This is a genomic window from Rhizobium bangladeshense, from assembly GCF_017357245.1.
Taxonomy (GTDB): Bacteria; Pseudomonadota; Alphaproteobacteria; order Rhizobiales; family Rhizobiaceae; genus Rhizobium; species Rhizobium bangladeshense.
In genome coordinates this window covers 47,460-60,000 of sequence record NZ_CP071612.1, presented here as the reverse complement: position 1 = coordinate 60,000, position 12,541 = coordinate 47,460, and the positions used below count along the sequence as shown (strand labels likewise).

10 protein-coding genes (1 of these 10 running past the window's edge) are annotated in these 12,541 nt (G+C 61.4%); 4 read left to right on the top strand and 6 right to left on the bottom strand.

Annotated elements, in window-relative coordinates; all coding sequences use genetic code 11:
- The 3 genes from hrpB to J2J98_RS00280 all read left to right on the top strand — a co-directional run.
- A protein-coding gene (gene hrpB, locus J2J98_RS00290) for an ATP-dependent helicase HrpB (RefSeq protein WP_207602039.1) crosses the window boundary here: on the top strand, positions 1–2,296 show its 3' portion. It extends 170 nt beyond the left edge of the window; the window shows 2,296 of its 2,466 coding nt (coding positions 171–2,466); its start codon lies off the left edge, out of view; its stop codon occupies positions 2,294–2,296.
- 21 nt (positions 2,297–2,317) lie between these two features.
- The gene (locus J2J98_RS00285; protein WP_138396310.1) at positions 2,318–3,646 is read left to right on the top strand and encodes an ActS/PrrB/RegB family redox-sensitive histidine kinase; all 1,329 of its coding nucleotides are present in this window, start codon (positions 2,318–2,320) and stop codon (positions 3,644–3,646) included.
- A gap of 69 nt (positions 3,647–3,715) precedes the next feature.
- Positions 3,716–4,294: an ActR/PrrA/RegA family redox response regulator transcription factor gene (locus tag J2J98_RS00280; protein WP_138396309.1), complete on the top strand. Its 579-nt coding sequence runs from the start codon at positions 3,716–3,718 to the stop codon at positions 4,292–4,294.
- A gap of 12 nt (positions 4,295–4,306) precedes the next feature.
- Here J2J98_RS00280 and J2J98_RS00275 read toward each other — a convergent pair whose 3' ends face one another.
- Positions 4,307–4,801: an MmcB family DNA repair protein gene (locus J2J98_RS00275; protein ID WP_138396308.1), complete on the bottom strand. Its 495-nt coding sequence runs from the start codon at positions 4,799–4,801 to the stop codon at positions 4,307–4,309.
- Positions 4,802–4,979: 178 nt separating this feature from the next.
- Between J2J98_RS00275 and J2J98_RS00270 the strand changes: the two genes are divergently transcribed.
- Positions 4,980–5,663 carry a L,D-transpeptidase gene (locus J2J98_RS00270; RefSeq protein WP_064712439.1) on the top strand — a complete coding sequence of 228 codons (684 nt, stop codon included), beginning with the start codon at positions 4,980–4,982 and terminating at the stop codon, positions 5,661–5,663.
- A gap of 71 nt (positions 5,664–5,734) precedes the next feature.
- On the opposite strand, the gene J2J98_RS00265 is transcribed toward J2J98_RS00270, so the two are convergent.
- The 5 genes from J2J98_RS00265 to hslV all read right to left on the bottom strand — a co-directional run bounded on the left by J2J98_RS00265 (position 5,735) and on the right by hslV (position 12,528).
- Positions 5,735–7,906, bottom strand: coding sequence for a malate synthase G (locus J2J98_RS00265; RefSeq protein WP_207602038.1), 2,172 nt, complete (start codon positions 7,904–7,906; stop codon positions 5,735–5,737).
- Between the two features lie 85 nt (positions 7,907–7,991).
- On the bottom strand, positions 7,992–9,404 hold the full coding sequence (locus J2J98_RS00260; RefSeq protein WP_207602037.1) for a cytochrome P450: 1,413 nt from the start codon (positions 9,402–9,404) through the stop codon (positions 7,992–7,994).
- A 48-nt stretch (positions 9,405–9,452) separates the two neighbouring features.
- Positions 9,453–10,400, bottom strand: coding sequence for a DUF1402 family protein (locus tag J2J98_RS00255; RefSeq protein WP_207602036.1), 948 nt, complete (start codon positions 10,398–10,400; stop codon positions 9,453–9,455).
- A 187-nt stretch (positions 10,401–10,587) separates the two neighbouring features.
- Positions 10,588–11,895, bottom strand: coding sequence for an ATP-dependent protease ATPase subunit HslU (gene hslU / locus J2J98_RS00250; protein WP_064708200.1), 1,308 nt, complete (start codon positions 11,893–11,895; stop codon positions 10,588–10,590).
- A gap of 105 nt (positions 11,896–12,000) precedes the next feature.
- Positions 12,001–12,528 carry an ATP-dependent protease subunit HslV gene (hslV, locus tag J2J98_RS00245; RefSeq protein ID WP_207602035.1) on the bottom strand — a complete coding sequence of 176 codons (528 nt, stop codon included), beginning with the start codon at positions 12,526–12,528 and terminating at the stop codon, positions 12,001–12,003.
- Positions 12,529–12,541 lie beyond the last annotated feature (13 nt).

The following is a 12,541-nucleotide window of genomic DNA, read 5'->3' as shown; positions in this document are numbered from 1 at the left end:
AATTATTCTGCTGGAGCCGCGGCGTCTGGCAGCGCGAGCGGCGGCAAGCCGGATGGCATCGCTGCTTGGAGAGCAGGTCGGCGAAACAGTCGGCTACCGCATGCGCCTCGACAACAGGATATCGGCAGGGACGCGGATTGAAGTGGTGACGGAAGGGGTTTTTGCCCGGATGGTTCTCGACGATCCGGAGCTTGCCGGAATCTCGGCCGTGATCTTCGACGAATTCCACGAGCGTTCGCTCGATGCCGATTTCGGGCTGGCGCTGGCGCTCGACGTCCAATCCGCCCTGCGCGAGGATCTGCGTATCCTTGTGATGTCGGCGACGCTCGACGTCGAACGTGTGGCCGCCCTGCTCCAGGATCCACCTGTCATCGAAAGCCTGGGACGCAGCTTTCCCATCGATATCCGTTACCAGGACCGGCCGGGCAACGAACGCATCGACGATGCCGTGACACGGGCGATTATCGAGGCGCATGCCAACGAAACCGGCTCGATCCTCGCTTTCCTGCCCGGCCAGGCGGAAATCACGCGGACGGCGGAGCGGCTGCAGAGACGATTCGGGCCCGAAACGCTGATTGCGCCGCTCTATGGCAACCTCGGCCAGAAGGAGCAGGATGCCGCGATCCGACCGGCACCCACCGGCACGCGCAAGATTGTTCTCGCGACGTCGATTGCCGAAACATCGATCACCATCGACGGCGTGAGGATCGTGATCGACAGCGGGTTGCAGCGCCTGCCGGTATTCGAAGCATCGACCGGTATCACGCGGCTCGAGACGGTGCGCGTGTCGCGCGCTTCCGCCGATCAGCGGGCTGGCCGCGCCGGGCGAACGGCACCGGGCATCGCCGTCAGGCTGTGGCACCAGGGACAGACGGCGGCACTGCCGGCCTTCACGCCGCCGCAGATCCTTTCCAGCGATCTTTCCGGGCTGGTGCTCGATCTCGCGCACTGGGGTGTGCAGGATCCGCGGTCGCTGGCCTTTGTCGATCAACCGCCGGAAACGACGCTTAAGGAAGCGCGGGTTCTGCTTGGCCAGCTCGGCGCGCTCGACAAGGACGGTGCGTTGACGTCGCGCGGCAAGGTGATGCGCGATCTCGCCCTGCCGCCACGGCTTGCCGCGATGGTCGTCTCGACGGGCGAATCGGGGCATGCACGCGATGCGGCATCGATCGCCGTGCTCCTGACCGAACAGGGACTTGGCGGAACGAGCCTTGATATCGAGGAGCGGCTGCGGCGCTTCAAGGCCGAGCGCGGCGAAAGAGCGGAAGCCTCGCGGCGGCTCGCGGCGCGGTTGGCGAGCGGGCTCGACAGGATTGCCGCAACGGCGCCGGCGCTTGCGGGCCAGCTTCTGCTGCACGCTTTCCCGGATCGAATCGCGCTTCAGCGGGGCGGGCGCGGGCGATTCGTGATGGCGAACGGTCGGGGAGCCGAGCTGCCGGAGACCGAGAGGCTCGCCGGTAGCCAGATGCTTGTGATCGCCGATCTCACCGGCCGGGCGGCGCAGGCGCGGATCCTGGCGGCGGCCGAAGTGACGCGCGGCGATATCGAAGCCGAATTGCCCGGCGAAATCAAAACCGACGATCAGATATTCTTCGACCGACAGAGCCGACAAGTGCGGGCGCGGCGGGCAACCCGGCTCGGCGCAATCGTCTTCGACGAGACCCCCTTGCCGCGTCCTTCGGGGGCGGCCGTCACCCGGGCGCTGATGGAAGGCGTGCGCGAAATCGGGCTCGATCAACTTGCCTTCTCGAAGGACGCCATCCAGCTGCGTGAGCGGATCGGGTTCCTTCACAGAACGATCGGCGACCCCTGGCCCGACGTCAGCGACACCGCTCTGCTTTCGCGAATGGAGGACTGGTTCGCTCCCTTCCAGGAAGACGCCCGAAGCCTCTCGGAGATTTCCGCGGCAGGGCTTTCGAACGGACTGATGTCGCTGGTGCCGCACGAGCTGCAGCGCGATCTTAGCCGGCTCGCCCCGACGCATTTCGAGGCGCCGACGGGCCAAAGGCATCCGATTCAATATGAGGGCGAGGAGCCGGTCCTGACGATCCGCGTGCAAGAGCTTTTCGGGCTCCGGCAGCACCCGGCGATCGCCGGAGGCCGCCTGCCGCTGCTCCTGGAGCTGACGTCGCCGGCGCATCGGCCGATCCAGACGACACGCGACCTGCCTGGCTTCTGGGCCGGCTCATGGAAGGACGTACGTGCCGAGATGCGCGGGCGCTATCCCCGCCATCCCTGGCCGGAACGGCCGGAAGAAGCGTTGCCGACGACACGGGCAAAACCACGTGGTACATGAGAACCATCAAGGAGCCCCGGCATGATCGACAAGCCCGGCGTGATCGACAAGACGGAAAGCCAAACGCTGGGAGACAGGCACAGCAGCCGCAGGCTGCGTCTGCAGACGCTGGTGCGGCTGCGCTGGCTTGCCGTTGGCGGCCAGGCGCTGACAGTGTTCATAGTGGCCTTCTGGCTGAAATTTCCCTTGCCGCTGATCGCCAGCTCTTCGCTGATCGCTGCTCTTGCCGGGGTGAATTTCTATCTGACGATCCGCTATCCGCCGACCCATCGGCTGGGGCCGCCGGCCGCCTTCGCGCTGCTCGGCTTCGACCTGCTGCAACTCTGCGCGCTGCTCTTCATCACCGGCGGCCTTGCCAATCCCTTCGCCGCACTCGTCTGCGTGCCAGTCATCATCTCCTTTGCCTCGCAGCCGATCCGCTACAGCACAGCATTGATCGGTATTGCGATGGTCTGCGTTACGGTGCTTGCCTTCTCGCCTTTCCCGCTGCCCTGGTTCGACGGAGCCGAGATCAACGTCCACACTGTCATGCAGTTCGGCGTCTGGTGTTCGATCGCCTCGACGATGGCCTTTGCCGCCTTCTATGCCTATCGCGTCTCGATGGAAGCGAGCCAGCTTGCCGATGCGCTGGCCGCGACCGAACTGGTGCTGCAGCGGGAAAAGCATCTTTCGCAGCTCGACGGCTTGGCTGCGGCCGCCGCTCATGAGCTCGGCACGCCACTTGCCACGATCAGCGTTGTCGCCAAGGAAATGGAGCGCGAGCTCAAGGACGATGATCGCTTCCGCGAGGACGTCATGCTGCTGCGAAGCCAGAGCGAACGCTGCCGCGACATTCTGCGGCGGCTGACGACGCTCTCCTCCGAAGACGAGGCGCATATGCGCCGGTTGCCGCTTTCCTCGATGATCGAAGAGGTCGTTGCGCCGCACCGGGAATTCGGAATCGCGCTCGAACTCATCGAAAAAAGCCCGCGCAAGAGCGAACCGGTCACCGACCGCAATGCCGGCATCATGTACGGACTCGGAAATCTCATCGAAAATGCGGTCGATTATGCCAGGGAGAAAGTGACCGTCACCGTCGAGCACGATCACGATAAAGTGCTGATCGTCATCGAGGACGACGGCAATGGTTATTCGCCTGACATCCTGACGCGAATCGGCGAGCCCTATGTGACCAAGCGGCAGAAGGAAGATACGGCCGGCGGCCTCGGGCTCGGACTTTTCATCGCGAAGACGCTGCTGGAGCGCTCGGGCGCATCGCTGGTCTTCGAGAACCGCGAGCCGGAAAGAGCTGGCGCGCGCATCCGCATCGAATGGCCGCGGATGTTGATCGACGCAAATTCGACAAAATGACTTTGTGGGCATAAGTAGAATGAAAACGGTTGATCAAGATCAGACGTTCAGCCGCCGGGACCCGAGACGATGACAGAACAGAATCACGGAAATTTCGCCGCATCGGATGAAGACCATATCGGGCCCGATGCCAGTCTGCTAATCGTCGACGATGACGGGCCATTCCTGCGCCGTCTCGCACGGGCGATGGAGACACGCGGCTTTCAGGTGGAGACGGCCGAATCAGTGGCGGAGGGCGTTGCGAAATCGAAGAGCAGGCCGCCGAAATATGCTGTAGTCGACCTTCGCCTCGGCGACGGGAACGGGCTCGACGTCATCGAAGCGATCCGGCAGCGTCGCGACGACACCCGGATCATCGTGCTGACCGGCTACGGCAATATCGCAACAGCGGTGACGGCCGTAAAACTCGGAGCCGTCGATTATCTGGCCAAGCCAGCGGATGCCGATGATGTCTTTTCAGCGCTGACGCAGCGACCGGGCGAAAAGGCGGAGCTTCCCGAGAACCCGATGTCGGCCGATCGGGTGCGCTGGGAACACATCCAGCGGGTCTATGAAATGTGCGAGCGCAATGTTTCAGAAACGGCGCGCCGGCTCAACATGCATCGGCGAACGCTGCAGCGCATCCTTGCCAAACGCGCGCCGAAATAGGCGAAACGTCCGTCAGGCATCATCCACGGTAAAAGGCTTTCCGTTTGCCCATTCGGCCATCATCAGCCTTTGCGCGGCGGCGCGCGAAAAACCGAGCGTGACGGATTTGCGCGTCGCAGGCGCCATGCGGTGTTCCGGCGCCTCGCGAATCATGTGGGCGCCATAGCCATCCGAGAGGAAAAGCCCGCATTCCTCGGGAAAGATCTCGAGCGGCACGCCTTCGTGAGTCGCAAAGAACAGCCGGTCGCAATGCAGCCTGTATTCCGGCCATTTCCGATCCACCCGGAAATCCTCGATCGATGTCTTGATTTCGATAATCCAGACTTCGCCCTTCTCCGAAAGCGTGATCAGATCGGCACGGCGGCCGCTGGCAAGCGGCAGTTCCGGCAGCACGGCATGGCGCATTTCGTGCAGCAAGATCTGCGTCCCGCGCCGCACCATCATGGCCCTGTCCGATTGCCGGCCATCGATTAACGGATTGTTATTGTAAACGCTCAAAATCGTCATGGATAACCGTCGCCAAGCCGGGCCTTTTGTTGCAAAAAAACCATGCGCTTTTAATTTGCGCTGCAGACGAAATCGTCGCGCCACAGCAGCCTTGCAAAGCGCAAGTTAATCGAAAATAAACCATAATCAACGATGGTCGAAAGACCTTCTCCTCGCCCAAAACTTTCAAGAGTCATTCATGCGCATCCGCAATGCATTCCCTGTATTTGGCCTATTGACGACGATCGCTCTGGCCGGTTGCTCCACGACCTCAGACAGCGCCTCCGTCGACAACAAGGGCGCAGGCCCCACGGTGCAGACGGCACAAATCTTCAATGACGCCTATGGCGTGACGAAGGATGCAGGGTACTCCCTGCCGGCGATCCCGATCGACAGGGTCAAGCCGCAATTCCGCCGCCAGGTCGTCAGCTACGAGACCACCGAACGTCCGGGAACGATCATCGTCAACACGCGCGAGCGCTTCCTCTATTACATCCTGCCAAACGGCAAGGCGATGCGTTACGGCATCGGCGTCGGCAAACAGGGCTTCGCATGGGCCGGCACCGCCTACGTCGCCTGGAAGCAAGAATGGCCGACCTGGCACCCGCCGAAGGAGATGGCCGTCCGGCGGCCCGACGTCGCCAAATATGTCGAAGACGGCATGGGCCCGGGCCTCAGCAATCCACTCGGCGCGCGCGCCATGTATCTCTTCAACGAGGACGGCAAGGACACGCTCTTCCGCCTGCACGGCACCCCGGAATGGGCTTCGATCGGCACCGCCGCATCCTCGGGCTGCATTCGCCTGATGAACCAGGACGTCATCGACCTCTATAGCCGCGTGCGTCCCGGCAAGGCGACCTCCAAGGTCATCGTCATCCAGTAAGCTAGATAGCGAATTCGGTATAAAAAAGGCCGCCGGACTGTCGTTCGGCGGCCCTTTTGTATTCTTTACCCTTAAGCGGTCTGCTTCGCCTTGAGCTCAAGGCGGCGGCGGTGAAGCACCGGTTCGGTGTAGCCGTTCGGCTGCTCCCTGCCCTTTAGCACGAGATCGAGAGCGGCCTGGAAAGCGATCGAGTGGTCGAAATTGCCAGCCATCGGCTGATAGGCCGGATCGGACTCGTTCTGCCGATCGACGATGGCGGCCATGCGTTTCATCGTTTCGACGATCTGAGCTTCGGTGACCACCTGGTGGTGCAGCCAATTCGCCATGTGCTGGGCGGAAATGCGCAATGTCGCGCGGTCCTCCATCAGGCCGACATTGTTGATATCAGGCACCTTCGAGCAACCGACGCCCTGATCGACCCAGCGCACGACATAGCCAAGGATACCCTGTGCGTTGTTGTCGAGTTCTCGCTGGATCTCTTCCGCCGTCCAGTTCGGCCGCACGGCAACCGGCACGGAGAGAATGTCGGAAAGCCGGGCGCGAGCCCGGTCCTTCAGCCCCTGCTGGACCTTGGCGACGTTGACGCGGTGATAATGGGTGGCATGTAGGGTCGCCGCCGTCGGCGAGGGAACCCAGGCGGTGTTTGCGCCGGCCTTCGGATGGGCGATCTTCTGTTCCAACATCGCCGCCATCAGATCCGGCATCGCCCACATGCCCTTGCCGATCTGGGCGTGGCCGGAGAGGCCGCATTCCAGCCCGATATCGACGTTCCAGTTCTCGTAGGCGGAAATCCAGGCTGCCTGGCGCATATCGCCCTTGCGAATCATCGGACCGGCTTCCATCGAGGTGTGGATCTCGTCGCCGGTACGGTCGAGGAAGCCGGTATTGATGAAGACAACACGCTCACGGGCGGCGCGGATGCATTCCTTGAGATTGACCGTGGTGCGCCGCTCCTCGTCCATGATGCCCATCTTGATGGTGTTGCGCGCCATGCCGAGCATGTCTTCGACCCGCGAGAAGATCTCGACCGCGAAGGCGACCTCTTCCGGCCCATGCATCTTCGGCTTGACCACATACATGGAGCCGCTGCGCGAATTCTTCTTCCGCCCAGACGGGCCGATATCGTAAAGCGCGATCAGGCTAGTGATGACGGCATCCATGATGCCCTCAGGCACTTCGTTGCCGTCCTTGTCGAGGATCGCCGGATTGGTCATGAGATGGCCGACGTTGCGCACCAGCATCAGCGAGCGGCAATGCACCTCGAAGCGGGCGCCATCAGAACCGACATACTCCAGATCCGGATTGAGCTTACGGATGAAGCTCGTTCCGCCCTTCGCTACTTCTTCCTGCAGATCGCCCTTCATCAGGCCGAGCCAGTTGCGATATACGACGACCTTGTCCTCGGCGTCGACGGCGGCAATCGAATCCTCGCAGTCCATGATCGTGGTGATCGCCGATTCCAGCCAGACATCGGAAATATGGGCCGGATCGGCCTTGCCGATCGCCGTAGTCGGGTCGATGACGATGTCGATATGGATGCCGTTGTTCTTCAGCAGAATATGGGTCGGCGCCGCGGCATCACCGCGATAACCGGCAAAATGCCCCCCATCCCCGAGCCTTGTCTGCTCGCCGTCGACCGATTTGACGGCGAGCGTTCCGTCCTTGACGGCGAAGCTACCGACATCCTTCCAGCTGCTGTCCTGCAGCGGCGCCGCAGTATCGAGGAAATCTCGCACCCAGGCGATGACCTTTTCGCCGCGCTTTGGACTGTAACCCTTGCCCTTCTCGGCGCCGTCGCTCTCGGGAATGGCGTCAGTGCCATAGAGCGCGTCATAGAGCGAGCCCCAGCGGGCATTTGCGGCGTTCAGGGCATAACGGGCATTCATCACGGGAACGACGAGCTGCGGACCAGCGATCGAAGCGATCTCGGGATCGACGTTTTCGGTCGAGACCTGGAAGTCCGATCCTTCCGGAAGGAGGTAGCCGATGCTGCGGAGAAAGGACTGATATTCGTCCATATCCGGCGGGGCGCCATGCTGGCGATACCAATCATCGATCTTCGTCTGCAGCTCGTCGCGTTTAGCGAGCAGCGCGCGATTGCGCGGGGCGAGATCGTGGACGATCGCCGAAAAATCGGCAAAGAACCTGTCCGCATCGATCGCCAGACCCGGCAGAGCCTCCTGCGTCAGGAAATCGTGTAGGACGGTTTCAATGGCAAGACCGTTCTTATCAATGCGGCTCATGCGATAGTCTCCCTGGCAACGCCTGTGAATGCTGCCACTTTGCCCGGCTTTCATTCACAGTCAATTCTGCAATAGTTCGAAAGATTTATGCCGTTCGGGAAATTATGCGCGACGTCACGCGCATGGGAAGTCCGTTCTGCGGCTGAGTCGTCAGCTTCTGAACCGGCCAGGGATTAGTGGTTTCCGTCTGATCAAAACGGAAACGGTGCATCATCACGGCCAGCGCGATCACCGCCTCCTGCAGCGCAAAAGTCGCGCCGATGCAGACGCGCGGGCCGGCGCCGAACGGCAGAAACTGGAAGCGGCCGATGCTGCCGCGGTTTTCCGGCAGGAATCGTTCCGGCATGTAGGCGCGCGGCTTTTCCCAATAAAGTTCGTGGCGATGCAGCGTCCACGGCATGATGAGCACGGTAATTTCGGCCGGTATTTCGACCTTTTCGCCCTTGGCATTCGTCCATAGATCATCGGCGATGGCGGCGCGATTGATCGAAGGGGCCGGCGGATAAAGTCTGAGAGCCTCTTCAAAGGCTGCCCGCGTCACCGGCATCAGATCCAGCCATTCCACCGGCTCGGCGCCGGTTGCCAGAACAGCGTCGATTTCCGCTTCCATCGCCTCGCGGATATGCGGACTGTTGGCGACACAATAAAGGGTCCAGGCCAGCGCACGCGCGGTCGTCTCGTGCCCGGCGCCGATGAAGGTCAGGATATTGTCCTCGATCTCCTCTTTGGTCAGGCCATCGGGGCCCGCCTGTTCCAGGAGCAGCGTCAGAAAATCTTCCGGTGCGGCGGCACGATTGGCCTTCATTTTCGCCAGACGCATATCCATGGTGTCGCGAACGATCGCCCTGAATTTCTCCAGCACCTTCTGGCCGCCGATGCGGGTGAGACGCGGCACCCAGGAAGGCGCCCGCAGCAGGTCCATCGGGTCGACCCGGCCCATGCGGTGGAGAAGCTGGTTGACGTCGTCGGCGAAATGACCGCTCGACGAGACGATTTCGCCGGAAAAGAGGGTTTCAGCAAGAATCGCAAAGGTGAGGTCGGTCATGTCGGTGGCGATATCGAAGACCTGGCCAGCCGCATCGGCGCCCGTGTATTTCCGGACAAAATCTTCCGATTGCCGCAGCATCTGGCCGGCAAAACCTTTGGCGTGTCGCGGCGTGAAGACCGGGGCAACCGCCTTTCGCGACCGCTTCCAGACCTGGCCTTCCGCCGTCAGCAGACCGTCGCGCAGGATCGGCCGCAGCACCAGCTGGCGAATATCAGACATGCGGTAATTGCCAGCATTGTCGACCAACACGTGCTTAATCAGGCCGGGATCGTTGACAATGAGGGTGTGCTGCCCGAAGAAACTCGTCTTGATCCAGGGCAGAGTATAAGAGGGCTCACCCCAGAGTTCGAGCGGGTTGCGCAGAATGATGCGGATGATGTCCAACCGGCTGGGCGGCACGGTGCGCGGCAACGGTGCCGGCGGAACGAAGGGATCAGGACGCATGTCCATCGTCAAAGCCTTTCGGGGAAGATCGACGCCTTCCCGGCAAGCTTGAAGCTAGAGCAGGCCCTTGAGTTCGTCCAGCTTGTCGTTGATCAGCCAGCCGTAATAATTCTCTTCCGGCCAGACGGTCGCGCCAGCAGAGCGGTTTTTCGAAGCAAGGGCTGCGGCACGCTGGCGCGAGTTGCCGACGTTGTAAAGCGTTGCCGTCAGGCCGGGATTGCCCGAGATATCCATGCCGGCAATCTCCTTGTAATCGTCGATCGATCTGCGGATCGAGGCGGCGACGAAGGCGAGCGAGATGTCAGGATCCATGATGGCTCTATAGACGGCGCCGGCATTCTTCTCGTTCAGCTTGGGGTAACCGGAGACGCGGCTGACGAGATCGGAGAGCATCAGCGCCGTCAGGGGGTTGACCTGGCCGAGGCCGAAAGTCTGGCCGGCGTAGAAGGGCTGGAAGAAGACCGCGCTGAAGCGGTTATTGGGGAAGCTCTCGCCGCCGACCGTTTTGCCGCGGAAATCGCTTTCCCAGACATCTTCCCGGCAGGCCCAGAGCGTATAGGAATCACTCTTGCCCTTGCACTCGGCAAATTGGGGCCGCGCCACGAAATCATCGATGCTTTCGCCGTCATAGGCGAAACGGAAGCTTTCACCGGCATAGGAGGCGGCCTTGACGTAATAGGCCTGCAGCCGGTCGTAGGCGTCGACATTGTAAGTATGCTCGCCGACGATCGCGCCGATAACATGGATAGGATTGATGCCGTAAGCGCCCGAGACCTTGCGAATCTTGGCCATGAGCTCGCGATCGGTCGCGAGAAGCTCATGGACCTTCTCATATTTCAGATCGAAGCTGCTTTTGGTGCCCTTCGTGCGGCGGACGGACGCGCCGGGAATATCGGGCTGCTCAGCATGACGATTGCCGGCCGGCACCGTCTGCATTGCGAATGCAGGCGCCGAATTCACCAGGGCAACGGCAATCAAAAGACTTGTCAAAAGGCGTCGCACGATCCGCTATCCCATCCGTTCATCGTCCTGTTCGCGATGCGGCTGAGTGGACCAGAATCTTGGCCGAATAAAGCCGCAGCGGAAAACAAAACGGGCCTTCACTAGAAAGGAAAAGGCCCGCTGTCGATAGTCGAATCGACTGAATGCGGCATTCAGATCGGTAAAGCCATGAACCGGTGCGCCGATATCACAGAATGAAGCGTGACAGATCCGTATTCTGTGCGAGGTCGCCGACATGCTCGCGCACATAGGCTGCATCGATCGTGATGGCTGCCCCGGCCCGATCGGGCGCATTGTAGGAAATATCGTCCAGGACCCGCTCCATCACCGTCTGCAGACGGCGTGCGCCGATATTCTCCACGGAGGAGTTCAAATGCACCGCGACATCGGCGAGCGCGTCGATCGCATCCTCGGTGAAGTCGAGGTTCAGGTTTTCAGTTTCCATCAGCGCCCGATACTGGCGGATGAGGCTTGCTTCGGTCTCCGTCAGGATCCGGCGGAAATCCTCCTTGTTCAGCGGGCGCAGCTCGACACGGATCGGCAGTCGGCCCTGCAATTCGGGCAGAAGATCCGACGGTTTGGAGACATGGAAGGCGCCGGAGGCGATGAAGAGAATATGGTCTGTCTTGACAGGCCCATACTTGGTCGAGACCGTCGTGCCTTCGACAAGCGGCAGCAGGTCGCGCTGGACACCTTCGCGCGAAACGCCCGCGCCCATGCCGCCGTCGCGAGCGGCGATCTTGTCGATTTCGTCGAGGAAGACAATCCCGTCATTCTCGGTGGAGCGAACGGCCTCGCGCTGGATCACCTCATTGTCGATCAGCTTATCGGATTCATCGCGGATCAGGTCTGTATAGGAAGCCTTGACCGTCGTGCGCACCTTCTTGGTGCGTCCGCCCATCGCCTTGCCGAACATTTCCGACAGGTTGAGCACGCCGATATTGGCGCCCGGCATACCGGGTATTTCGAAGCCTCCCATGCCGGAACCGGCATCGGCCACCTCGATATCGATTTCCTTGTCGTCGAGTTCGCCATCCCTTAGCTTCTTGCGGAAACTTTCGCGGGTGGCCGGCGAAGCGGTGGTGCCGACCAGCGCATCGAGGACACGCTCCTCGGCGCTCACATGCGCCTTGGCTTGCACCTCTGCCCGTTTCTTCTCACGCACCAGACCGATGCCGACCTCGACCAGATCGCGGATGATCTGCTCGACATCACGGCCGACATAGCCGACTTCAGTGAACTTGGTGGCTTCGACCTTAATGAAGGGCGCGCCGGCGAGTTTTGCCAAGCGGCGGGAGATCTCCGTCTTACCGACACCGGTCGGACCGATCATCAGGATGTTTTTCGGCATGACCTCGTCGCGCAGGCTCGGGTCGAGCTGCTGGCGACGCCAGCGATTGCGCAGTGCAATCGCGACGGCGCGTTTGGCATCATGCTGGCCGATGATGTAGCGGTCGAGTTCGGAAACGATCTCGCGGGGGGAAAAGGTCGTCATAGCGCATCATTCTCCTGGCGGTCCGGAGCCATCGGCACCCGGCCGCAATTCGTCGTTGATTCGCCGCGACGGATCAGCCGCGGCAGCAGCCAAAGGGCCTGGAATTCAAACCTCGACATCCAGCGATTCCACCACGATACTGTGGTTGGTGTAGACGCAGATGTCAGCGGCGATATCGAGGGCGCGCCGGGCGATCTCTTCGGCCGATTTGTCGGTATCCATCAGTGCGCGGGCGGCGGCGAAAGCAAAATTGCCGCCAGAACCGATCGCCGTCGTTCCGTGTTCGGGCTCCAGAACATCGCCGTTGCCGGTGATTGCCAGAGTGATCGACTTGTCGGCAACGAGCATCATGGCTTCGAGATTACGCAGGTATTTGTCTGTGCGCCAGTCCTTGGCGAGCTCGACGGCGGCGCGCATCAGCTGGCCGGGATATTGCTCCAGCTTCTTTTCAAGCCTTTCGAGCAGGGTGAAGGCGTCAGCCGTGGCGCCGGCGAAACCGGCGACGACCTCGCCCTTGCCGATGCGTCGCACCTTGCGGGCGTTGCCCTTCATGACGGTCTGGCCGAGGCTCACCTGACCATCGCCCGCCATTACCACCTTGCCGCCTTTTCGAACTGTAATGATTGTTGTCATAAAACACCTGTCT

Bases quoted from the DNA above. Each gene is read 5' to 3' on its own strand.
- J2J98_RS00285 (WP_138396310.1), top strand. From the start codon at position 2,318: ATGATCGACAAGCCCGGCGTGATCGACAAGACGGAAAGCCAAACGCTG.
- J2J98_RS00280 (WP_138396309.1), top strand. From the start codon at position 3,716: ATGACAGAACAGAATCACGGAAATTTCGCCGCATCGGATGAAGACCAT.
- J2J98_RS00275 (WP_138396308.1), bottom strand. From the start codon at position 4,801: ATGACGATTTTGAGCGTTTACAATAACAATCCGTTAATCGATGGCCGG.
- J2J98_RS00270 (WP_064712439.1), top strand. From the start codon at position 4,980: ATGCGCATCCGCAATGCATTCCCTGTATTTGGCCTATTGACGACGATC.
- J2J98_RS00265 (WP_207602038.1), bottom strand. From the start codon at position 7,906: ATGAGCCGCATTGATAAGAACGGTCTTGCCATTGAAACCGTCCTACAC.
- J2J98_RS00260 (WP_207602037.1), bottom strand. From the start codon at position 9,404: ATGGACATGCGTCCTGATCCCTTCGTTCCGCCGGCACCGTTGCCGCGC.
- hslU (WP_064708200.1), bottom strand. From the start codon at position 11,895: ATGACGACCTTTTCCCCCCGCGAGATCGTTTCCGAACTCGACCGCTAC.
- hslV (WP_207602035.1), bottom strand. From the start codon at position 12,528: ATGACAACAATCATTACAGTTCGAAAAGGCGGCAAGGTGGTAATGGCG.